General features: G+C 68.6%; 21 protein-coding genes, 1 pseudogene and 1 riboswitch. Of the genes and pseudogenes, 7 read left to right on the top strand and 15 right to left on the bottom strand.

Annotated elements, in window-relative coordinates; all coding sequences use genetic code 11:
* The 5 genes from AB0J09_RS26800 to AB0J09_RS26780 form a co-directional block, all read right to left on the bottom strand.
* The coding region (locus AB0J09_RS26800; protein ID WP_360696583.1) for an ROK family glucokinase at nucleotides 1-845 on the bottom strand (845 nt) is incomplete at its 3' end.
* Between the two features lie 14 nt (nucleotides 846-859).
* Nucleotides 860-1,267, bottom strand: coding sequence for a DUF5304 family protein (locus AB0J09_RS26795; protein ID WP_360696580.1), 408 nt, complete (start codon nucleotides 1,265-1,267; stop codon nucleotides 860-862).
* Between the two features lie 43 nt (nucleotides 1,268-1,310).
* Entirely contained in the window at nucleotides 1,311-2,471 is a 1,161-nt protein-coding gene (locus AB0J09_RS26790; protein WP_360696577.1) for an ArsA family ATPase, read from the bottom strand.
* A 1-nt stretch (nucleotide 2,472) separates the two neighbouring features.
* Nucleotides 2,473-2,910, bottom strand: a complete 438-nt coding sequence (locus tag AB0J09_RS26785; protein ID WP_360696574.1) for an SRPBCC family protein — start codon at nucleotides 2,908-2,910, stop codon at nucleotides 2,473-2,475.
* Nucleotides 2,911-2,972: 62 nt separating this feature from the next.
* Entirely contained in the window at nucleotides 2,973-3,740 is a 768-nt protein-coding gene (locus AB0J09_RS26780; RefSeq protein ID WP_360696571.1) for a metallophosphoesterase, read from the bottom strand.
* Nucleotides 3,741-3,896: 156 nt separating this feature from the next.
* Here AB0J09_RS26780 and AB0J09_RS26775 point away from each other — a divergent pair, with 156 nt between their 5' ends.
* A complete protein-coding gene (locus AB0J09_RS26775; RefSeq protein ID WP_360696568.1) occupies nucleotides 3,897-5,642 on the top strand; it encodes an AMP-dependent synthetase/ligase in 1,746 nt (581 codons plus the stop codon).
* 7 nt (nucleotides 5,643-5,649) lie between these two features.
* On the opposite strand, the gene AB0J09_RS26770 is transcribed toward AB0J09_RS26775, so the two are convergent.
* Nucleotides 5,650-6,006 carry a MerR family transcriptional regulator gene (locus AB0J09_RS26770; protein WP_360696565.1) on the bottom strand — a complete coding sequence of 119 codons (357 nt, stop codon included), beginning with the start codon at nucleotides 6,004-6,006 and terminating at the stop codon, nucleotides 5,650-5,652.
* A gap of 59 nt (nucleotides 6,007-6,065) precedes the next feature.
* On the opposite strand from AB0J09_RS26770, the gene AB0J09_RS26765 reads away from it, so the two are divergent.
* The 5 genes from AB0J09_RS26765 to AB0J09_RS26745 all read left to right on the top strand — a co-directional run bounded on the left by AB0J09_RS26765 (nucleotide 6,066) and on the right by AB0J09_RS26745 (nucleotide 10,860).
* On the top strand, nucleotides 6,066-6,947 hold the full coding sequence (locus AB0J09_RS26765; RefSeq protein ID WP_360696562.1) for an aldo/keto reductase: 882 nt from the start codon (nucleotides 6,066-6,068) through the stop codon (nucleotides 6,945-6,947).
* Between the two features lie 206 nt (nucleotides 6,948-7,153).
* A complete protein-coding gene (locus AB0J09_RS26760) occupies nucleotides 7,154-7,474 on the top strand; it encodes a hypothetical protein (protein ID WP_360696559.1) in 321 nt (106 codons plus the stop codon).
* A gap of 281 nt (nucleotides 7,475-7,755) precedes the next feature.
* A complete protein-coding gene (locus AB0J09_RS26755) occupies nucleotides 7,756-9,042 on the top strand; it encodes an ABC transporter substrate-binding protein (protein ID WP_360696556.1) in 1,287 nt (428 codons plus the stop codon).
* Nucleotides 9,042-9,914, top strand: a complete 873-nt coding sequence (locus AB0J09_RS26750) for a sugar ABC transporter permease (protein ID WP_360696552.1) — start codon at nucleotides 9,042-9,044, stop codon at nucleotides 9,912-9,914. Before AB0J09_RS26755 ends, AB0J09_RS26750 begins: the two co-directional genes overlap by 1 nt.
* 28 nt (nucleotides 9,915-9,942) lie before the next feature.
* Nucleotides 9,943-10,860, top strand: coding sequence for a carbohydrate ABC transporter permease (locus tag AB0J09_RS26745; RefSeq protein WP_360696549.1), 918 nt, complete (start codon nucleotides 9,943-9,945; stop codon nucleotides 10,858-10,860).
* Here AB0J09_RS26745 and AB0J09_RS26740 read toward each other — a convergent pair.
* The 7 genes from AB0J09_RS26740 to AB0J09_RS26710 all read right to left on the bottom strand — a co-directional run bounded on the left by AB0J09_RS26740 (nucleotide 10,857) and on the right by AB0J09_RS26710 (nucleotide 19,099).
* A complete protein-coding gene (locus AB0J09_RS26740) occupies nucleotides 10,857-11,954 on the bottom strand; it encodes a glycosyltransferase family 4 protein (RefSeq protein ID WP_360696546.1) in 1,098 nt (365 codons plus the stop codon). The two genes, AB0J09_RS26745 and AB0J09_RS26740, sit on opposite strands and share 4 nt — an antisense overlap.
* Nucleotides 11,951-13,369 (bottom strand): M48 family metallopeptidase, encoded by a 1,419-nt coding sequence (locus AB0J09_RS26735; RefSeq protein ID WP_360696543.1) that lies wholly within the window; start codon nucleotides 13,367-13,369, stop codon nucleotides 11,951-11,953. Before AB0J09_RS26735 ends, AB0J09_RS26740 begins: the two co-directional genes overlap by 4 nt.
* 12 nt (nucleotides 13,370-13,381) lie before the next feature.
* The gene (locus tag AB0J09_RS26730) at nucleotides 13,382-14,209 is read right to left on the bottom strand and encodes a hypothetical protein (RefSeq protein WP_360696541.1); all 828 of its coding nucleotides are present in this window, start codon (nucleotides 14,207-14,209) and stop codon (nucleotides 13,382-13,384) included.
* Nucleotides 14,210-14,760: 551 nt separating this feature from the next.
* Nucleotides 14,761-15,276: a C40 family peptidase gene (locus tag AB0J09_RS26725; protein ID WP_360696538.1), complete on the bottom strand. Its 516-nt coding sequence runs from the start codon at nucleotides 15,274-15,276 to the stop codon at nucleotides 14,761-14,763.
* A 73-nt stretch (nucleotides 15,277-15,349) separates the two neighbouring features.
* Nucleotides 15,350-15,513, bottom strand: a riboswitch (cyclic di-AMP (ydaO/yuaA leader).
* A gap of 875 nt (nucleotides 15,514-16,388) precedes the next feature.
* Complete coding sequence (locus AB0J09_RS26720; RefSeq protein ID WP_360696535.1) at nucleotides 16,389-16,625, bottom strand: cupin domain-containing protein; 237 nt, start codon at nucleotides 16,623-16,625, stop codon at nucleotides 16,389-16,391.
* A gap of 124 nt (nucleotides 16,626-16,749) precedes the next feature.
* Nucleotides 16,750-17,724 (bottom strand): NlpC/P60 family protein, encoded by a 975-nt coding sequence (locus AB0J09_RS26715; protein WP_360696532.1) that lies wholly within the window; start codon nucleotides 17,722-17,724, stop codon nucleotides 16,750-16,752.
* Between the two features lie 112 nt (nucleotides 17,725-17,836).
* A complete protein-coding gene (locus AB0J09_RS26710) occupies nucleotides 17,837-19,099 on the bottom strand; it encodes an NYN domain-containing protein (protein WP_360696529.1) in 1,263 nt (420 codons plus the stop codon).
* Between the two features lie 204 nt (nucleotides 19,100-19,303).
* Here AB0J09_RS26710 and AB0J09_RS26705 point away from each other — a divergent pair, with 204 nt between their 5' ends.
* Nucleotides 19,304-20,365 carry a phosphotransferase family protein gene (locus AB0J09_RS26705; RefSeq protein WP_360696526.1) on the top strand — a complete coding sequence of 354 codons (1,062 nt, stop codon included), beginning with the start codon at nucleotides 19,304-19,306 and terminating at the stop codon, nucleotides 20,363-20,365.
* On the opposite strand, the gene AB0J09_RS26700 is transcribed toward AB0J09_RS26705, so the two are convergent.
* Together AB0J09_RS26700 and AB0J09_RS26695 are read right to left on the bottom strand one after the other, a co-directional pair.
* Nucleotides 20,366-21,013 carry a response regulator transcription factor gene (locus tag AB0J09_RS26700; protein ID WP_360696523.1) on the bottom strand — a complete coding sequence of 216 codons (648 nt, stop codon included), beginning with the start codon at nucleotides 21,011-21,013 and terminating at the stop codon, nucleotides 20,366-20,368.
* Nucleotides 21,010-21,177: pseudogene (locus AB0J09_RS26695) on the bottom strand (sensor histidine kinase); the annotation flags it as partial. The pseudogene AB0J09_RS26695 and the gene AB0J09_RS26700, both read right to left, overlap by 4 nt.

Here is a 21,177-nt window from a genome sequence, read left to right as displayed (position 1 = left end):
CCGTGACCGGTGAGCCGCTCGGCGAAGGCCTGGCGGGCCCGGTCGATGAACAGGTCGGCGGCGCGGGAGACGCCGCCTCCCACGATGAAGCAGCCGGGGTCGAGGACTCCGGCCAGGTCGGCCATGCCCTGGCCGAGCCAGTCGGCCAGGCTGGCGAACGCGGCCAGCGAGGCCTCGTCGCCCAGGCGCGCGGCCTCGGTCACCTCCTCGCCCTCGATCTTGCCGTCGGCCAGCCCGAGCAGGATCTTCGCCTGCTCCGGGTGCGCGTCGGCGATCTCCCTGGCGTCCTTGACGAGGCCCTGGCCACTGGCGTACTGCTCCCAGCAGCCGACGTTGCCGCAGCCGCACTGCCGCCCTCCGGGGAGGACCTGCATGTGGCCCAGCTCGGCGCCCATGCCCCAGCGGCCGCGGTAGAGAACGCCGTCGAAGACCAGGCCGCCGCCGATGCCGGTGCCGAGCGTGATGCAGACCACGTGGGACTGGCCCCGCCCGGCGCCGAACCTGGTCTCGCCCCAGGCCATGGCGTTGGCGTCGTTCTCGATCACGACCGGCAGACCGACGAGGCCGCTGATCTTCTTCTGCAGCGGCTCCTCGCGCCAGGCGAGGTTGGGGGCGAAGCGCACCATGGAGCGGGTCTCGTCGACGAACCCGGCCGCGCCGACCCCGACGGCCTCGATGTCCCGGCCCGCGCTCAGCTCGCGAACGACGTCGGCCACCGTCTCGGCCACCACGTCGGGGCGGTCGGCGGCGGTGGGCCTGAGCGTGTGTGCGACGATCTGGCCCTTGTCGTCGACCACACCGGCGGCCACCTTGGTCCCGCCGATGTCGACACCGATCGTGAGCATTGCCCCGTTTCTCCCTATCCCAGATCTATGTGTTCCACGTCGTCGTGACGGTCCCGGCGATCGCGGTCGTCGCTCGGCCTGCGGGGGGCGGGCCTGCTCAACGCGTCGAACGCGCCGCGGACCGCGGCGAACAGCTCGCCGCCCGCGGCCATCAGGTGCCCGGTCACGTCGCCGCCCGACTCACGCTGCGCCGCGATGGCCCGGCACCACGGGCAGGCGCGGCAGATGTACTCGTCGTGGGGCTCGGACACGGCCTCCTCCCACACGTCCCGCTCCCTGCGACCGCCGCCGGTGAACGAGTTGAACACGCTCTTGCCGACCTGGCGGGTGGCCCGCCCCTGGATCGACTCGAACAGTTTGCGTGCCTCGTCGGCGACCGTCCCTATCGGGTCTCGGTCGTTGCTGTTGTTGCTCTCGGTCATGGGGCCCTCCCTGCGTATGGGGTCGCTCATCCTCCTCAACTCGTCAGGTCGCGGATTCGCTCCCCGGGCTGAAACCTACCCGCAGTACGCCGTCTCGGAGCGCGGCTCCGCTGATCTTCCTTCGGGCCAGCGCCGCGGGCAACGCCAGGATCCTCCGGTACGGCCCCGCCGTGATGATCAGCTCGTCGCCCTTGCGGGCCAGGTCGACGTCGTCGCGGTCGGCGCCGGGCAGGGCGAGCTCCAGATCGTCCGCGCTCATCCGCAGCGGCGGCTCGACGGCGTGGGCGGCGAACGGGTCGGACTCGCCGTACATCGCCTCGCCCACCGAGGCCAGCGTTTCCCTGCCGACGGGCTCGGCGGGCAGGTAGGGGACGACGTGGATGGGCAGCGGCGCGAACGACTGCTCCGCCTCGGTCAGCAGCCTGGACTGCGCCGCCGCCCACTGGGCGCGCCACTCGTCGGCACCGCCGGAGGGGAAGACCCGGTTGGCGATGACGGCGTCGACGCGGTAGCCGTACAGACTGAGTGAGGTGAGGGTGCGCCTGGCCTCGGCGAGCACCACGGACTCCGGCGTGAGCACCAGCCGCACGGAGGCGTGGTCGCCGGTGAGCAGCTCGCGCACCTCCATGAGTCCGCGGTGCAGGCGCTCGCCCGCGCTCATGACCTCCTCGCCGGGCGCACTGACGTGGGCCACGGTGCGCACGAACGGCGAGACGAGCTTCACGAGCTTGCGGCCGACCGGCAGGAGCCTGCTGACGTGCCAGTCGAGCGCCTCCGGCAGGGCCAGCAGCCGCAGCGTCTCGGCGGTGGGCGCGCAGTCGACCACGATCACGTCCCAGCGGCCCTCGCGGGCGTGCTCGCGCAGCTCGAGCAGGGCGATGACCTCCTCGGCGCCAGGCAGCACGGTGATCTCCTCGGAGGTGATCTCGTCGAGGCCCAGCTCGCTCAGCACCCCCTTGGCGTACTGCTGCAGCTCGCCCCAGTGGCGCTCGAGCGACTTCTGGGTGTCGACCTGGTGGAGGTGGAGGCCCGGCGCGATCTCGCCGGGCTCGACGGCGAGCGCGTCGGCCAGCGAGTGCGCGGTGTCGGTCGAGACGATCAGCGTCTTGAGTCCGCGTTTGGCGGCGAGCGTGGCTGTGGCGGCGGCGGCCGTGGTCTTGCCGACGCCGCCCTTTCCGGTGAAGAGCAGGACCCGGGGGCTCAACTCAGCGGCCCTCGACGCGCTTCTTGAGCCCCTTGAGCGCGGTGTCCACGATCACCTTCTCCGCCTTGCGCTTGATCAGGCCGATCATGGGCACGCTGAGATCGACCGTGAGCTCGTACGTCACATCGGTGCCACTGCCCGTCTCGGCGAGCCGGTAACTCCCGCGCAGATCGGAGACCATCTTCCCCGGCTCGGCCACCTTCCAGCTCACGCCGTCGTCGCCCTGCCAGGTGTAGCCGAGGGTGTACGTGTCGCTGATCACCCCGGCGTCGAGGACGAACCGCACCGTCTCCGGCCTGCCGTCGCCGTCAGTGGTGACGACCTCGGCGCTCTTGACCTGCCCGGCCCATTCCGGGTACGAGGGGAAGTCCGCGATGACCGCCATGACCTCGGGCCGGCCTGCGCTGATGGTGGTGCTCGAAGTGGTGCGATCAGCCATGCGACCACCGTAGTGCAGAATCCGCTACTTGCGGTGGAGCGCTCGACGAGGGCCTGGCGCGGTCACCACTCGAGGACGAAGGGAACGCCCTTTCCGCGAAAATGGCCCACATTCACGCATTCAGTGCGGCCGATGCGGGTGCGTACGTGGAGCGGGTTGTGGACGTGGCCGAACAGGGCGTAGCGCGGCTGTGTGCGCTTGATCGCCTCCAGCGTGGCCTCGCTGCCACGCTCGAACCTCCTGGCCACGACGTCGTAGAGCAGCTCGGGCACGGCCGGCGGGATGTGACAGCACAGCACGTCGACCTCGCCGACCGCCTCGACCTTGGCCGCGTACTCCTCGTCGCCGATCTCGTACGGCGTGCGGTAAGGCGTCTTGAGCCCGCCGCCCACGAACCCGAACCGCAGGCCGCCGATCTCCGCCACTTCCCCGTCGAGCACATGGAGGCCGGGCCTGAGGTAGTCGGCCCACAGGCGCGGCAGGTCCACGTTGCCGTACGTGAGGTACGCCGGGGTGGGCATGACGGCGAAGAGCGTCTCGTACTGGGAGCGCACGTGGCGCTCGATGTGCTCGCGCGGGTCGCCGTCGAGCGTGGCCCACAGGCGCGCCGACATGGTCCTGGCCTCGTCGAACCGCTTGGCCGTGCGCAGCGCGATGAACTCCGCGGCCTGCTCGGCGCCGAACAGGGCGGGGAAGATGCCCTGCGCGTGGTCGTCGTAGTCGATGAAGAGGATCAGGTCGCCCAGGCAGATCAGCGCGTCCGCGCCGTCGCCCGCCCTGGCCAGCGCGTCGGCTCTCCCGTGGACATCGCTGACGACATGGACCTTCATGGGGCAAATCCTAGACACACACCCCGCTACCTGTGGCGGACCGCTGAACGCTGCCCACCATTGAGTGAGTACGGCTGCTAGCGTGACCGTTGAGACCTACCCGTCCGTAACATGACGCGGTAACGTCCAGGCGGTCCCCGAAGAGGAGTTTGATCCGTGCGCGAGTACAGCGTTCCCGTCCTGGTCGATGTGCCTGCTTCCGCCAGCCTGTCCGACACCGTCTTCCGGCGGGCCGAGCAGGAGCCGGGCACCGTGGTGATGCGCCGCAAGACCAGCGGGGGATGGCCGGTGGTCACCGCGGCCGAGTTCCGTGACCAGGTGGTCGAGGTGGCCAAGGGGCTGATCGCGGCGGGGATCTCGCACGGCGACAGGGTCGCGCTGATGTCCCGTACCCGGTACGAGTGGACGCTGATCGACTACGCCGTCTGGACGGTCGGGGCGGTCACCGTGCCGATCTACGAGACGTCGTCGGTCGAGCAGGTCCGGTGGATCCTGTCCGACAGCGAGGCCAAGGCGGCGTTCGTCGAGCTGGACACGCACGAGGAGACCGTCAGGGAGGCCGCGCCCGAGCTGAAGGCGGTCTGGCGGATCGACGGCGCCCTGGACACGGGCGACGTCTCCGACGCCGACGTGGACCAGCGGCGCGAGCAGGTGGTCTCCACAGACCTCGCCACGGTCGTCTACACCTCGGGCACCACCGGACGGCCCAAGGGCTGCGGCATCACCCACGACAACCTGCTCTTCACCGCGCTCAATGTGCTGCGCGGCCCGCTGGAGCCGCTGTTCAGCAGCAAGGATCCGGCGGCCCTGCTGTTCCTGCCGCTGGCGCACATCTTCGCGCGGATCATCCAGGTCGTGCTGCTCGAGGCGGGCGCGATCATCGCGCACACCCCGAACATGAAGAACGTCGCCCCCGACCTGCAGGACTTCAAGCCCACGTTCCTGCTGGGCGTGCCGCGCGTGTTCGAGAAGGTCTACAACGGCGCCGAGCAGAAGGCCATCGCGGGCGGCAAGGGCAAGATCTTCGCCAGCGCCGTTGAAGTGGCGGTGGCCTGGAGCCGCGCCTCCGACGCCGGCGCGCCGCTCGCGCTCCGGCTGAAGCACGCGCTGTTCGACCGGCTGGTGTACGCCAAGCTCCGCGCGGCCACGGGCGGCCGCCTCTCGGCCGCGGTCTCCGGCGGCGGCGCGCTCGGCGAGCGGCTCGGCCACTTCTTCAGGGGCGCCCGCATCGAGGTCTTCGAGGGGTACGGCCTGACGGAGACCACCGCGCCGTGCTCGGTCAACATGCCGTACGCCAACAAGATCGGCACCGTCGGCAAGCCGCTGCCCGGCGTGACCCTGCGCATCGCCGACGACGGCGAGATCCTGGCCAAGGGCAGGAACGTCTTCCAGGGCTACTGGAAGAACGACGAGGCCACCGCCGACGTGATCGATGCCGACGGCTGGTTCCACACGGGCGACATCGGGGAGCTGGACGCCGACGGCTACCTGAAGATCACGGGCCGCAAGAAGGAGATCCTGGTGACCGCGGCGGGCAAGAACGTCGCCCCCGGCCCGCTGGAGGACGCGCTGCGTGCCCACCCGCTGATCTCCCAGGCCATGATCGTCGGCGACGGGCGGCCCTTCGTCGCCGCCCTGATCACACTCGATCCCGAGGCCCTGCCCGCCGGGGCCTCCGTGGCGGAGCTGCGCAAGGACCCCGCGGTACTGGCGGACGTCCAGGCGGCGGTGGACCGGGCGAACCTGCAGGTGTCGAAGGCCGAGCAGATCAAGAAGTTCCTGCTCCTGGACGGCGACATCACCGAGGAGAGCGGGCACCTGACGCCCACGCTGAAGGTCAAGCGCAACCTGGTCATGCGCGACTTCGCCAAGGAGATCGAAGAGCTCTACGACGGGAAGTAATAGAGGTTCAGGCGGCGGCCGTGAGAGCGGTCGCCGCGAGGATGGCGGCGAGCGTGTCCCTGGTTGCCTGCAGCTCGGTGAGCTGCTCGTCCAGGCTCGTGAGCCGCCCCTGCAGATGTCCGAGCGTGCAGGCGTCGAGCACGTCCCCTGACCCCGACGCGCACGGCAGCACGTCCCTGATGACCTTCGTCGGCAGCCCGGCGGCGAGGAGGGTCCGGATGCGTCGCACCACGACGGGAGCGTCGTCGCCGTAACGGCGGTGACCGCCCTCCCCGCGGTACGAGGTCAGCAGCCCCTGCTCCTCGTAGTAGCGCAGAAGCCTCGGGCTGACCCCCGTCTCGCGGGACAGCGCTCCGATCTTCATGTGACACTCCTCACAGCCACTTGAATCTCACATCTGTGTGAGCTTCTAGCGTGGCGGCCATGACAGAAATTCCTCGCAAAACCTTTTCCCTTGGCGGCGACCTCCCCGTAAGCAGGATCGGATACGGGGCGATGCGCCTGGCCGACGGCCCCGAGCCCGCCCGTTCCGCCATGGAAGCGCACATTTGGCGCGCCCCCGCCGACCGCGCGGGCGCCATCGCACTCTTGCGCAGGGCCGTGGAGCTGGGCGTCGATCTGATCGACACGGCCGACGCCTACGCCTTGGGCGCCAACGAGGAGCTGATCGCCGATGCGCTGCACCCGTACCGGGGCGACGTCACGGTGGCCACCAAGGTCGGCGTGGTACGTCCTTCGCCCACCGAATGGGTGACCCACGGCCACCCCGCCTACCTGCGCCAGCAGGCGGAGCTGGCCCTGCGGCGGCTGCGGGTGGAGCGGATCGACCTGCTGCAGCTCCACCGGATCGACCCCGGCTACCCGCTCGACGACCAGATCGGGGCGCTCAAGCAGCTCAGGGACGAGGGCAAGGTACGCCACATCGGCCTGTCGGAGGTGAGCGTGGACGAACTGCGCCAGGCGTCGGAGATCACGCCGATCGCGAGCGTCCAGAACATGTACAACCTGGCCGCCCGCGAGCACGACCCCGTGGTGGACCACGCGGCCGAGCACGGGATCGCGTTCCTGCCGTTCTTCCCCATCGCCGCGGGCTCCCACGCCGGTCCGGGGAGCCCGCTGGCCGAGGTGGCGGCCGAGATCGGCGTCACGCCCGCACAGGCGTCACTGGCCTGGCTCCTGCGCCGCTCCCCCACGGTGATCCCGATTCCCGGTACGTCCTCGATCACGCACCTTGAGGAGAATGTGGCCGCACTTTCGGTCAAGCTGACCGATAATCAGTACGACAGATTGTCCGGTGCGGTCTGAAAAAGCCGTGTTCGCTCACGAAGAATAGCCGCCACGATATTGGCGGATGATTTCGGATTTATGCCCCCACAAGCCGTCTGACCAGGGGAATTTCCTTTCGATTTCGGCTTGTGGTCGGCCACCCGCTGGGTATCCTCGATGCAAAGAAACGGGACCGGAGATCCTATACATCCCCGGTCCCTTGCTCCAAGGTAAGGGAGCCCAACGTGAGTATCAAGGAAGCCGGCCTCGAGTTCGGCACCAAGATCCCCAACGAGCTGATCAAAATCCGGGCAGACCAGATGGAGATGGGGCAGCAGCTCACCGAGCGGATCAACGGTGTAGACAACCGCGTCAAGGCCCTCGACGCCAAGGTGGAGAAGAAGTTCGCCGAGGTGGACGCAAGGTTCGACGCCCTGGAAGCCTCCATGACGGCCATGCAAGGGGACATGAAGACCGTGCAGGGCGATATCAAGACCATGCAGGGGTCCCAGATGCAGATGATGGAAATCCTCATCGCCATCCAGCGCAAGCTCGACGTCAACTAACCCCAAGCCAGAGAGCGGGCCCGTCTGCCATACGGGCCCGCTCTTCTCATGTCCGCCAACGGATGATTGGCACGTCACATAACCCAACAGGTTCCGACACGATGACGCCCCCGAACAGCGGCTCACCACAGGTGGCATGACGTGCGCCGACCGCCCCGACCACATAGTCACACGGCGATTCGTCATGAAAACGTGCGTTGACATTTAGAAATGTTGGGTTTTCGCTGAAAGAAGGTGAGCGAACTCGGGGGAATCTGAGGGTCCGGCTAGGAGGAACCATCATGGCCCAACGTCTGCCGATCTCCCGCCGCAATCTCCTGCTCGGAGCCGCCGCGTTCGGAGTGCCCGCCGCGCTCGTCGGGTGCGGCTCGAGCAGCACTCCCGCCCCGGCCGGCGGCAAGTCCGCGGGGAAGCTGGGCACGGTCACGATCGGCTCCAACGCCTCGGACGAGATCCCGAAGAAGTCCCTGGAGACCCAGATCAAGGCCTTCACGCAGGCCGCAGTCAAGATCAACACGGTGGACCACAACACGTTCCAGGAGAACATCAACCGCTATCTCCGCGGCACGCCCGACGACGTGTTCACCTGGTTCGCGGGCTACCGCATGCAGTTCTTCGCCGAGCAGGGGCTCGCGACCGACATTTCGGATGTGTGGCGTGAGATCGGCGGCGACTACACGCAGGCGTTCAAGGACCAGTCGACCGGGACCGACGGCAAGCAGTACTTCGTGCCGGCCACGTACTATCCCTGGGCGGTCTTCTACCGCAAGAGCCTCTGGCAGGAGAAGGGGTACGAGCCGCCGGCCACGCTGGACGAGCTCACCGCGCTGGCCAGGAAGATGAAGGCCGACGGGCTCATCCCGATCGCGTTCGCCGACAAGGACGGCTGGCCGGCGATGGGCACGTTCGACATCCTCAACATGCGGACGAACGGCTACGACTTCCACATCTCGCTCATGGGCGGCAAGGAGTCGTGGACCGACCCGCGGGTCAAGCAGGTCTTCGACACCTGGCGAGGGCTGATGGAGTATCACCAGCCCGCCGCGCTCGGCCGTACGTGGCAGGAGGCCGGGCAGTCGCTGGCGCAGAAGAAGACCGGGATGTACCTGCTCGGCATGTTCGTCGCGCAGCAGTTCCCCGAGGCCGACCGCGACGACATCGACTTCTTCACCTTCCCCCAGATCAACCCGTCGTACGGGACCGACTCGATCGACGCGCCCATCGACGGCTACATGATCTCCGCCAAGGCCAAGAACGTGGACGGCGCCAAGGCCCTGCTCAAGCACCTCGCCCTGGCCTCCTCGCAGAACATCGCCACCAAGCTCGACCCCGGCACGCTGGCCGCCAGTTCCAAGGCCGACACCTCGGGTTACAGCGCCTTGCAGAAGCGGGGCGCCGAGCTGGTGTCGAAGGCCACGCACATCGCGCAGTTCCTCGACCGCGACACGCGGCCGGACTTCGCCTCCACCGTGATGATCCCGTCGCTGCAGTCGTTCGTGAGCAAGCCGAACGAGGTCGACTCCTTACTGGTGAGCATCGAGAAGCAGAAGGCCAACATCTTCCGCTGATGGCGATCAAGACCCGTCGCTACTCCGCCCGCGACGTGACCATCCTGGTCATCGGGCTGGGGGTGGCCATCGTCGTCAACGTGGGCCTCATCTGGGGGCCCACGCTGGCCTCCGTCGGGCTCTCCGCCACCGACTGGAACGGCATCGGGCCGATCGAGTGGATAGGCGGACAGAACTACCACGACCTGGCGGCCGAGTACCCGCCGTTCTGGTCGGCCGTCCGCAACAACTTGCTGTGGCTGGGCTTCCTGGGGCTGATCGCGACGCCGTTCGGGCTGTTCTGCGCGGTACTGCTGGACCGGCGGCTACGGCTGTCACGCGTCTACCAGAGCGCGCTCTACACGCCGGTCGTGCTGTCGCTGGCCGTCGTGGGCTTCATCGCGCAGCTCGTCTACTCCTCCGACTACGGCGTGCTGAACGCGGTGACCGGGCTGACCGTGGACTGGCTGGGGGACAGCTCGATCAACATCTGGGTCGTCATGATCGCGGCCGGGTGGCGGCACGTCGGCTACGTGATGATCATCTATCTGGCCGGGCTGAAGGCCGTCGATCCGGCGCTGAAGGAGGCGGCGGCGATCGACGGGGCCAGCGAGCGGCAGGCGTTCTTCCGCGTGGTGTTCCCGACGCTGCGGCCCGTGAACGTGATCGTTCTGGTCATCACGGTGATCGAGGCGCTGCGGGCCTTCGACATCGTCTACGCCATCAACAAGGGCAGGAACGGGCTGGAGCTGCTGTCCGTGCTGGTCACGGAGAACATCGTGGGCGAGGCCAGCAGGATCGGGTTCGGCTCGGCGATCGCGGTGATCCTGCTGGTGATCTCGCTGGGGTTCATCGTCACCTATCTGTCGCAGATGTTCAGGGAGGAACGATGACGCCGGCGAACAGGTCCGGGGAGGAACGATGACGCTCACGGCTCCGGCCGCCGCTCCCCCGGCCCAGGCGCACCGCGCGCCCTCCCGGCGCGCGGTGCGCCCGCTGCGGATCCTGCTGCACGCCTTCCTGACGCTGGTGGCCCTGGGCTGGTTGCTGCCGCTCGCCCTGGCCGTCTACGCGTCGCTGCGCCCGTACGAGGAGACCGCCCGTCTGGGGTACTTCTCGCTGCCCGAGCACATCACGCTCGACTACTACGGGCGGGCGTGGAGCCAGGCCGAGCTGCCCCACTACTATCTGAACACGTTGATCATTGTCGTCCCGGGCGTGTTGATCACGTTGTTCCTGGCGTCGTTCACGGCGTTCGCCATCGCGCGGCTGCGCATTCCCGGGCGCAAGGCGCTGCTGATCGTGTTCACCGCCGGGAACCTGCTGCCGCCACAGGTCCTCATCACCCCGCTCTACACCCTCTACACCCTCGTCCCGCTGCCCGCCTGGCTGTCGGACTCGCAGTCGCTCTATGACTCCTACCTGGGGCTGATCCTGATCCACGTGGCGTTCCAGTTCGGCTTCTGCGTGTTCGTCATGTCGAACTTCATGCGCACGATCCCCGAGGAGATCAGCGAGGCGGCGCTGGTGGACGGGGCCTCAGTGTGGAAGCGGTACTGGCGGCTGACGCTGCCGCTGTGCCGTCCGGTGCTGGCGGCGCTGTCCACGCTGCAGTTCACCTGGATGTACAACGACTTCCTGTGGGCGCTGGTGCTGATGTCGTCGGGCGACAAGCTGCCGGTCACCTCGGCGCTGAACAACCTGCGCGGCCAGTTCTTCACCGACTACAACCTGCTGGCCGCCGGGTCGGTGCTGGTGGCCCTGCCCACGCTGATCATCTTCCAGATGCTGCACAAGCAGTTCGTCGCCGGTCTGACGCTGGGGGCCACCAAAGGCTAGAGGAGGGTGTGGAAGCGGGCGGCCACGTGTTCCCACGTCCATTCGCGGGTGATCCAGTCGCGCCCGCCCGCGCCCATCTTGCGAGCTTTATCGGGGTCGGTCAGCAGCTCGACGATCGCCTGGGCCACCTCGCCCACGTCCTCGCCGTCCACGACCAGCCCCGTATCGCCGGAGCGCACGGCGTCGGGGGCCCCGCCGGACGCGCCCGCCACCACCGGCAGCCCGGTGGCGGACGCCTCCAGGAACACGATCCCGAGCCCCTCCACGTCCACCCCCTTCCACCGGGTACGGCAGGGCATCGCGAACACGTCGGCGGCGGCGTAGTAACCGGGCAGGCCGGCCGCGGGCACCGTGCCGGTGAACCTGATCGACTCCTGCCCCGCCGCCAGCCGTTCCAGGGTCCTGCGGTGGGGACCGCCACCCACGAGCAGCAGCACCGCGTCCGGCACCGCCCGCAGCACCTCGGGCCAGGCCCTGATGAGCTGGTCCTGGCCCTTCCTCGGCACCAGCCGCGACACGCAGACGACCACCGGCCTGCCGTCCAGGCCCAGCTCGGCCTTGGGCGCGCCGGGGTGGAACTGGTCGACGTCCACGCCGGGCGCGAGCCGTACCAGCTTGTCAGGAGGGATGACGGCGGCCAGGCGTCGACGCGTGTACTCGCCCAGGTAGGTCACCACGTCGGCGTGCTCACCGATCCTGCGCAGCGCCGCGCGGAAGCCCGGCGCGCTCGCCCACGAGGCCTCGTGGCCGTGCGTGAGCATCACCACGCGCCGCGCGCCCACACTGCGCAGGCGCGGCGCGAGCAGCCCGAGCGGCGCCGCCGCCCCGAACACCACGGTCTGCGCTCCGTGCTCGGCCACCAGCCGGGCCGCCCTGCGTGCGACGGCCGGGGTCGGCAACATGAGCCGCGTCGGATGTCGCACGATCGGGTACGGCTGGCGCTCGTCGAACTCCTCGCAGCCCGGCCAGGCGGGCGCGTACACGGCCACGCCCGGCGTTCGCAGCGCGAGGCCGTGCACGAACGACTGGATGCCGCCCGGTCTGGGCGGGAAGTCGTTCGTGACGATGAGCACCTTGGTCGCGGCGCCTGTCACTGCACTGGGACGCCGTTCAGCTTGCCCCATGCACGGGCCATGGCGATGCGCTCGGGGCTGGAGGGATGGGAGGCATAGAGCACATATTCCACCGCATCCGGCGACAAGTCGGAAACGTTGGTTACGGCCAGGCGTTTCTGCATGGCTATGAACGTGGCCGGATCGTGCGTGAGGTCGAGCGCGTGCAGGTCGGCCCTGGCCTCGATGTGGCGACTGATCAGGTTCTGGGCGGGGCCCATGATCAGTGAGCCGATGGTCATCAGGCCCATGATCACGCCGACCGCGCGCGGGTCGCCGATCGAGGTGACGCCGGTGCGGCGGCGTACCAGGTCGAACACCAGGAACAGCAGGATCGCGCCCAGAGCGGCGGCGAGGGCGCCGATGAACGTGCCGTAGAGGACGTCGTTGTACTTGGCGTGGCCCAGCTCGTGCGCCACGACCAGCTCGACCTCCTGCGGCGGGGCCTTGAGCAGCGTGTCGTAGACGACGATCCTGCGCGTGGCGCCGAAGCCGGACACATACGCGTTGAGCGCCGTTGTCCTGCGCGAGGCATCGGCGACCAGCACGTCCTCGACGGGCACGCCGTCGCGCTGGGCCATGGCGAGCAGGTCCGTGCGGAGCTGGCCCTGCTGCATGGGCGTGAAGTCGTTGAACAGCGGCTCGAACACCACCGGATAGATGAACGACATCGCCACCGTCAGCAGGAACGCCCCGACGGCGGCCGGGATCCACCAGCGCTTGAACCTGCGGGCCAGCGCCATGAGCACCAGCAGCATGAGGCAGAGCAGGAACGTCTCCACGCCGATGTTCTTGAGCCGGTCGCCGATCCAGGACCCCCAGTCCTGGGTGGACAGGCCGTAGCCGCGCAGCAACGTCTCGAACCAGATGCCGAGCGGCAGCCTGACCAGCTCGATGATGGCGGTGATGACGACGACGCCGAGCACCACCCGTACCCACCAGGGGCCCTTGAGCCAGCCCACCACCTTCGCGCCGAACGGGGTGGCCATGAGCAGCCCGGCGAAGACAAGCGTGAGCGCCAGAGACAGGTAGCTCGGCAGGCTGGTGGCCGCGTCGAACGACTTGCTCCTGGCGATCTGCGCGGCGGTGAAGTCGCGCGCGGGGTCGGGCGCTCCGGCGGCCAGAAGGTGCCAGGGGGTGCTGAAGGCGGCCACGGCCAGGATGACCAGGCCGAGCAGCACGGCCGCCACCGCCGCCTGCCGCCTCAGCCGCCGCCCGTCCGCGGTTTGGCGCGGCCCGTCCCCGTTCACGGACACACCCGCCCCCTTGACGTTCCCCTGCGATTCCTTCGGCTGCGTCACCCCGTTGCCGGTCGGCTCGGCGCCCAGGGCGGGGACCGCGCCCCCTATCTCCCCGCCTTGCTGCGCTGCTCCGTCCGTATCTCGCTGTTCGTCCATCTGCCTCCCCCTTTACGCGAGCTGGTCTCGCACATAGTCGCGCCACCGTGCGGTCAGCGTCGCCGCGGAGAGCCCCAGCGCGGCGAGTGCCTGATCGACGCCGACTGACCGGGCCTCACGGTAGAGCCTCACCAGCGTCCCCTCACCGAACCGGTCAGCGAGGAAGCGACACGCCAGCCAGGCCTCCTGGTACGCCCTGGCGAGCCGTAGGGGGTCCCGCCCGTCGGCGGCGAAAGCGGCAGGTCCGGGCAACTCACCCGGCAACCGGCCGGACCGCACCTCGGCGGCGAGCTCAGCGGCGGCGGTCCTCACGGGCAGCCCGGAGTCGCGGTAGCCGACGTAGTCGGCGAACCCCTCGTAGAGCCAGACGGGCAGTCGGTCGGTGCCCGCCACGACGTGGGTGAGCTCATGGGTGAGTACGACGTCCTTGCCGGTGGAGTTGAGCTTGGCGAAGAACTCGGGGACGACGATCACCCGCCCGCCGTCGGCCACCGCGGCCAGCCCGTCGACCTCTCCCGCCCCGTCCAACCCAGCCAGCCCGGCCGCTTCGGCGGCGGAGCCGGGAACGACGATCAGCGGTCGTACTGGCCGGCCGAGCACGTCCGAGACCCGCCGCCCGGCCGCGTCGGCCCTGCGCGCGAGTTCGCGGAGCTCACCGGATGGGGCGTGGTGTCCGACGACTACGGACCGCGCTCCGCCGACGACGACCGCACCATCACTCCACAGGTGGCGAGCCTCCTGCGGAAGGATCGGCGAATCGGGGGTGGGGGCGCCGGCGGAAGCGACGGCGAGGAGCACGATGGAGACCACCGCGACCCGTTGACTCACCCACCCAGACACGATGCCCGATCGTAGCCGCCCCGCAGGGGGCACCTTGGCCGCACCGCGCTCCGGACCAGCGGGCGCCGGGGTCTGGATCGACGGGCCTCTGATGATCGGTGGGCCGCGCCGTCATGCCCGGGGACCATTGGGACACGCACCGGACTCGACACGGGCCATCAGCCGCCCGTCATGCGCCGCCGAACGCGGGTCGCCAGCCAAACGCCGAGGCCCGTTGACCAACGGCCAGGGTCGCGCCATGTGAAGCCGCGCGGCGCGAAGCCAGAGATATGAAGCCGTGTGGCGCGGTGTCGAGCGGCGCGAAGCCAGGGGTGTGGCGAGGTGTGGGGTGGGAGGCAGCCGCCCTCCCCTGCGTCCCGGCGGTCAAGGGTTGTGCGGTCCAACGTGCGCCGTTGCGGCGGCCAACCCCGTGCGGGTCAGCGAGCGTCTCCCTGGAGGCCCTCAGCCACGTGCGGCGGGTGGCGCCGCACGTGCTCCGCCGTAACAAATATAAAAGGGACCTCAGCAAAAGAGGACGAGCCCCGCCCGAAACGGGTTCGGGCGGGGCTTGGTCACAGGCCGGGACGGACCGCGCCCACGAAGGACGACTTACGCCATGTGCCCAGCTTGTCGATGCGCACCCGTTCGCCTGTCCGCGGCGAGTGGATCATCTTGCCCTTGCCGACGTACATGCCCACGTGGCCGAGCCCGTTGAAGAACAGCAGGTCACCAGGCTGGAGATTCCGCCAGGAGACCTTGCTCTTGATGCGGACGAACTGGCTGCTCGTCACGCGCGGGATCTTCACCCCAGCCTTCTTCCAGGCGTACTGGACGAGGCCGGAGCAGTCGAACGAACCAGGACCTGTGCCTCCGTAGCGGTACGGGTCACCGATCTGGTGCTTGGCCGCGGAGACGGCCTTGCGGGCCTTGGACTTCTGCCGAGCGATCTTGACTGCCCTGAGCGCTGCGGCCCTGGCCGACTTCGAGGTTCGGGCGGCTGTGGCCGCCTTGGCCGTCGAATCCGACGCGCTCGCCGCCGCTTGCGCCGTTGGGGCATGGAGGACCAGACCTCCGGCCGTCACGGTCATCGTGAGCGCTACGCCACTCAGGGCAAGGCGGGACAGACGGGGGTTCTGCGGGGAGGTAGACAGGATTTCTCCTTGAGTCTTCCACGAATGCCTACCGGGTTAGCTGACGGATTCGGGCCTGGAAGTAGCCCTACGGCGCGATCTGCGCGCCGATTCACCCCTGATCCCTGGGGAACTGGGATCGCTGGGTCCCCGGCTCCGTGCCTCCTGGCTGCACGGACTCGGCAGGCCACCGCCCGATCAAGATGTTGATATGCGCATATGGGCGGCGACCAGCGGATCTTTATCTGTCTCACATCGGGAGAGACCGATGCGGGTTCGCGGAGGACATGGCTTGTTCGCCGCGACGACGCCCGAAGCTACGCCGAACCGTCAAGAATCAGCAAAGTGAGACATGGGCTGTAAAGATCAGATAAAGGGTGCTGTAAGAGCGGAAATCCCTGCTGGAACCCCAGGCTCCTTTATCGAAATGTGACACTGCTCACACTTCGTTTCGCCTGCGTTTGTCAGGCCGTAATTGTCGCCTTTTTCACATTTGTTGCGATGCCCCACACGACGCTCATGCGTGGGAGCGTTCCCGCCGTGGACCGGCTCGTCTCCGGCTGCCCTGGCCGACATTAACGACGCTGCATCGTAGAAGCGCTTCGAATGATCGTTCAGCCACAGCATCCCGCACGACGAGCTCCACCCCGGCCGCCGTACACGTTGCGCCGGGCCCACCGCACAACGCCTCGCCGGCCCGGCGCAGGGAAGGCGGCAGAGCGCCGCGACGTGCGACGACGTGCGCCGCCTCCACCAACAACGCACGCCAGCATGAGCGATGCCTTAGGTCGATCAAGCGATGTAGCTGGTCAGAGGCTTGAAGGTCGCGAAGTCACGTGAGCCCCCGGAGACTTCCTCACGGCCATTCAGCGCTGACCGCGCGATCTCGCAATGTGTTGCGTCTGATGCCTCGAATGCACGAAGACCGCTCCTACCGAGGCAGTGCACCTGACATGGCTGAAGACCCCTGAATACTGTTGGGGCAAGTACGCGCCCGCCTTACCTACCTCACACGGCTGACTACTTCGAGTCACCCAAGATGGTGGCCTTTTGTCCTGCCGATGCTCTGGTCAGCTCTCCGGGTGCACCATGAGAAGGACAGCGCGATTGTCCGCGGCGTGACCTCGGTACAGGTGCGGGCGAGCGGCATTGAACCGGATGGAATCACCTTCGGCCAGGTCGGTGGGGGAATCGGTCGGGCCGGTGCTGACGCGTCCGTGGGTGAGCACGAGGCATTCCTCGACGCCGGGCAGGTGGGCGTCGGAGTGCTGGGTGCTCTGGGCGATGGCGATGTCGTAGACCTCCACGGTGCCGCGCAGGCTGATGCGGTAGAGGAGACGCGCGCAGTCGATCGCTGGCCCAGCGCCAGGAGACGCGCCTCAGACGACGGAAACCCAGCCCCTGTACTCGGGAACTCTCAGAAATGGCGCCCTACGGGCGGATGGCGCCCAGGAGAGAGTTGCCGTAGGAGGAGAGCTTGACGACCTTGACCACGTCGCCGGTTTGGGGCGCGTGGACAATGTCCCCGTTGCCGGCGTACATCACGACGTGGCCCAAGCTCGAGCTGAAGATGAGGTCCCCCGGCTGGAGGTCGTCCAAGGAGACCCTGCGGTTGGCCCCCCACGCCCACTGTTGCCACGTCGTACGCGGCAACGACACGCCGCCGGCGCGCCATGACGCCTGGGTCAGGCCTGAGCAGTCGTAGCCTCCCGGACCGGTCCCGCCGTAAATGTACGGCTTGCCTACCTGAGCGAAGGCGAAGCGCAGGACGGCGGCGGCGTTGCCCGAGGCCGGGCCCGAGTACTTGATGCCGACGCTGTTCGGGTTGCCGGGATTGTAGGCGCCCAGCTTCCTCAGCAGCTTCTTCTGCTCGTTGATCAGCTTCATGATCTCCGAGCGTTCCTTCTCGACCCCGTCCCGCTCCCTGTCCGCGGCCTCCAGTGCCTTCTGCGCATTGTCACGCTCGACCTTCAGCCCGCGGTTCTCACGATCGAACGCGGCCAGCTTCTCCGCCCGCTCCTTCGATATCTGCCCGGCCAGCGTCAGCCCCGTCAGCAGGGCCTGGGGGTTGTCCGTGCTGATCAGCCCGGGCAAGGAGGTCAGGTCGGTGCCGTACTTGTAGCTGTCGACGGCCATGCCTATCACCTGGGAACGCAGGTCCGCGACGGTCGCCAGCTTGCGCTTGTAGCTGTCGTTCAGCTTGGTATAAGCGCTCTTGGCCTTCTTGTAGCGCTCCGTGGCCGTGTTGAACTGGTCGACGACCTTGTCGGCCTTGTCGTTGAGCTTTTCAAGCTTGGCCTTGGCCTGCCGGAGTGTGGGTTTGGGATCAGCGGCGGCAGCGCCTATAGGGGACAGGACCAGCCCGAGCGCGAGACCCGCGGCCACCGGCACCCTGCCAAACCTCACTGTGTCGCCTCCCAGGGATGATATCTGGGGCGAAATAGTACAGAAGTGGCGGGTGAGGTCTCACCTAAACGTAGCAAATCGTGATGGAGGGCCGTCCCAGCCGGTCCGTAATCTAGGCCCGGCCCAGCCTGCGCAGCAGCAATCCAGACTGAACGGGTCTGGCTCCCATCCGCCTGACGGATTCGGCCACCTCGCGGTCCGACGACACCACGGCGATGGCCCGGCCGGGCGGCTCGGCGCGGACGAGTTGACGGATCAGGTCGTCGGCGATCTCCCCGGGGTCGCTGAACAGCACCCGTACCCCCCGCGGCGCCACCACCTGCACGGGGGCGTTGAGTTCGGCCCCGTCGAACACCACGGTCACTTCGACCCTGGTCTGCGCCACCAGCCCGCCGAGCCCGGTCATCAGCCGGTTGCGCTGGTCGGCCAGGGTGAGCGTGCCGTAGCCGGTCTTGGTCACGTTGTAACCGTCGATGATCAGGTGGACCTGCGGCAGGGCCAGGAGCTGGTCGAGGAGCTGCGGGTCGTCGTCGGCGAGGGCGCGTGCGGGAACGCCGCGTACGCCGGGCCGCTCGCCGGTGATCGCGGCGACCGAGTCGGCGGGCCGGGTGATCGTCGTGGGCAGGGCCAGCTCCCTGCGCAGCCCGGCGGAGGCGTCCTGCAGCGCGTCCAGCAGCACCCTGATGCGGGAGTCCTCGATGCTCCTGCCCTCACGGGCGGCCCGCCGCGAGGCCTCCAGCTGTTTCTCCACGTCGGCCAGGCGCTCGCGCAGCCGTCGCAGCTCGGAATCGCCCGCGGCGGAGGAGGCGGAGGCGGCCGACCTGGCCTCCTCCGCCGCATGCTCCATCTCCTCGGCGTGACGGACCGCGCCCTTGGCCCGCTCGCGGGCGTCGTGGAGCTTGCGCCGCAGGTCGGAGTTCTCCGCCCGGGCCGCCCTGATCTGCTCTCGCAGCCGGTCGGCCTCCTCCTTGGCGGCGCTTTTCTGCGCGGCGAGCTGCTCACGCAGCCGGGCGACCGCCTCCTCGCGCTCCGACCCCTCTGCCGCCACCGCGGACTGCTCCAGGTCTGTGCGGGCGATCTCGATCATCTCGGCCCAGCCGGGCGGCCGGGTGAGGTACGCGGCCGCCGCCACGAGCACGGGGTCGGCGGCGGGCGGCACGTTTCCCTCGGCCAGCGAGGCGACCAGCTCAGGCCAGCCGGCGGCCACGGACTCGGCCACCAGCTCGCGGAACTTCTTGTCGTTCTCGAGCTGCGCCGCGATGGGAGCGCTGCCGAGCTTGGCGCGCTTACGAGGGTCGAATTTGGCGATCCCGCGCAACGGCGGAGGTATGGAGACAGCAGGCATCGTCCCGAGGACCTGAGACGCCAGATCCACGACATTTAGCCGCACCTGCTCGGGAAGCGGGCGAGACAGGCCTTCACCCGCTGAACTCATCCCACTTGTCCCTTCGTGACATGCCCTTTCAGACAAGGGTACGGCTGCCGCGTACCTGACCGTAACGGTCACCTATGTCTGGACGAGCGCTTGGTTGGGGGTATACGACTGAGCCGGAGCAGGCGCTCACCCGGGAGGCCGACTGTGACAGAAGAGATCCGCACCTCCACCCGCGACCTCGAAGAGCTGCGCGAACGCCTGGCCGTCTGGCTGCGCGGCAGAGTCGGCGAGAGCGCTTCGGTGTCCGAAGTGTCCCGGCCGTCCGAGAACGGCATGTCGAGCGAGACGCTGTTCTTCACCGCCGCCGGGAGTGACGGAAGAACGCGCTGCGTAGCCAGGCTCGCACCTGCGGTGGAAGCCGTTCCGGTGTTCCCCTCGTATGACCTGCGGACACAGTTCGGGATCATGCGTCTGGCCAGGGAAAAAGCTGGGATTCCAGCGCCCAGGGCCCTCTGGTTCGAACCGGACCCCGATCATCTCGGCACGCCGTTCCTGGTCATGGAGCGCGAGGACGGCGAGGTGCCGCCGGACGTGATGCCGTACACGTTCGGGAGCTGGCTGCTGGACGCGGCGCCGGCGAACCAGCGCAGGCTGCAGGACGCCTGCGTGGCGGTCCTGGCGGCGCTGCACCAGACCCGGTTCACGACCGAGGAGCTGGCCCCGCTCGGGCAGGCGGGGCTGCGTGCGCACGTGGAGGCACAGCGCGACTACTATGAGTGGGCGCACGGCGAGCGGCGGATCCCGCTGTTGGAGCGGGCCTTCCGGTGGCTGGAGCCGCACTGGCCGGACAAGCCCGGGCCGGATGTTCTGTGCTGGGGCGACGCCAGGATCGGGAACATGATGTTCAGGGACTTCACGCCGGTCGCCGTGCTCGACTGGGAGATGGCCGCCGTGGGACCGCGCGAGCTGGACCTGTCCTGGATGATCTTCCTGCACCGCTTCTTCCAGGACCTCACGGTCGCCGCAGGCTTTCCCGGTATGCCCGACTTCATGCGCTGCGACGACGTTTGCCGAAAATATTGGGAATTAACGGGGTACGAGCCCCGCGACATGGATTTCTACGAGATGTACGCCGCCCTCCGGCACGGCATCGTCATGGCCAGGGTGTGGCAGCGCCGGATCCACTTCGGCGAGCAGCCGGCGCCGGACGACCCCGACGACCTGGTGCTGCACCGGGCCACGATCGAGGAGCTGCTGGCCAGGTGACTACGTACCAGCGTCGTAGACCAGCAGCGCGACCTGGACCCGGTTGTTGAGGCCGAGCTTGGTGAGGATTCGCGAGACGTGCGCCTTGACCGTGGGCACGCTCATGTAGAGCTCGCGTGCGATCTCTGCGTTCGACTTGCCCCTCCCCACGGCCAGCGCCACCTCCCGCTCCCGCTCGCTGAGCCGGCCGAGCAGCTTCCTGGCCCGTTCGGTGCGCTCCCCCGCCCCGCCGTCGGACACGTGCGTGATGAGCTGGCGCGTCACCGCGGGCGAGAGGATCGGCTCGCCCGCGGCCACCTTCCTGATGGCCTGCACCAGGTCGCCGGGCGCGATGTCCTTCAGCAGGAACCCGGCCGCCCCAGCCCGCAGCGCCCGCAGCACCTGCGCGTCGGCGTGGAACGTGGTCAGCACCACCACCTCGGGCGGCGAGGACGTGCGGCGCAGCGCCTCGGTGGCGGTCAGCCCATCGACGCCGGGCATGCGGATGTCCATCAGCACGACATCGGGCCGATGCTCGGCCACCAGCGGCGGCACCTCGGACCCGTCGCCGGCCTCGGCCACGATCTCGATGTCGCCGACGCCGCCCAGGATCATCGACAGCCCCGCCCGCACCATCGCGTCGTCGTCGACGATCAGCAGCCTGATCATGCATCCTCCCGAGTCGTCTCCACCGGCCACGGTAGCCACGCGCGCACCACGAACTCACCGTCCGGGGTCGCACCGTGCTCCAGCCGCCCTCCCGCCAGCTCGGCCCGCTCCGTCAGCCCGATGAGCCCGGCCCCCGCGCCCGGTAGGCGCAGCCCGTGGCGCGC

This window comes from Nonomuraea sp. NPDC049784, assembly GCF_040659615.1.
In the GTDB taxonomy this organism is placed as follows: domain Bacteria; phylum Actinomycetota; class Actinomycetes; order Streptosporangiales; family Streptosporangiaceae; genus Nonomuraea.
The sequence above is the reverse complement of the archived record's forward strand: the minus strand, read 5'-3'. Positions and strand labels throughout refer to the sequence as shown.

Coding starts and splice junctions, on each gene's coding strand:
- AB0J09_RS26750 (WP_360696552.1), top strand. CDS start 9,042: ATGGCGATCAAGACCCGTCGCTACTCCGCCCGCGACGTGACCATCCTG.
- AB0J09_RS26735 (WP_360696543.1), bottom strand. CDS start 13,369: ATGGACGAACAGCGAGATACGGACGGAGCAGCGCAGCAAGGCGGGGAG.
- AB0J09_RS26700 (WP_360696523.1), bottom strand. CDS start 21,013: ATGATCAGGCTGCTGATCGTCGACGACGACGCGATGGTGCGGGCGGGG.
- AB0J09_RS26770 (WP_360696565.1), bottom strand. CDS start 6,006: ATGAAGATCGGAGCGCTGTCCCGCGAGACGGGGGTCAGCCCGAGGCTT.
- AB0J09_RS26795 (WP_360696580.1), bottom strand. CDS start 1,267: ATGACCGAGAGCAACAACAGCAACGACCGAGACCCGATAGGGACGGTC.
- AB0J09_RS26725 (WP_360696538.1), bottom strand. CDS start 15,276: ATGACCGTGACGGCCGGAGGTCTGGTCCTCCATGCCCCAACGGCGCAA.
- AB0J09_RS26745 (WP_360696549.1), top strand. CDS start 9,943: ATGACGCTCACGGCTCCGGCCGCCGCTCCCCCGGCCCAGGCGCACCGC.
- AB0J09_RS26785 (WP_360696574.1), bottom strand. CDS start 2,910: ATGGCTGATCGCACCACTTCGAGCACCACCATCAGCGCAGGCCGGCCC.
- AB0J09_RS26765 (WP_360696562.1), top strand. CDS start 6,066: ATGACAGAAATTCCTCGCAAAACCTTTTCCCTTGGCGGCGACCTCCCC.
- AB0J09_RS26780 (WP_360696571.1), bottom strand. CDS start 3,740: ATGAAGGTCCATGTCGTCAGCGATGTCCACGGGAGAGCCGACGCGCTG.
- AB0J09_RS26755 (WP_360696556.1), top strand. CDS start 7,756: ATGGCCCAACGTCTGCCGATCTCCCGCCGCAATCTCCTGCTCGGAGCC.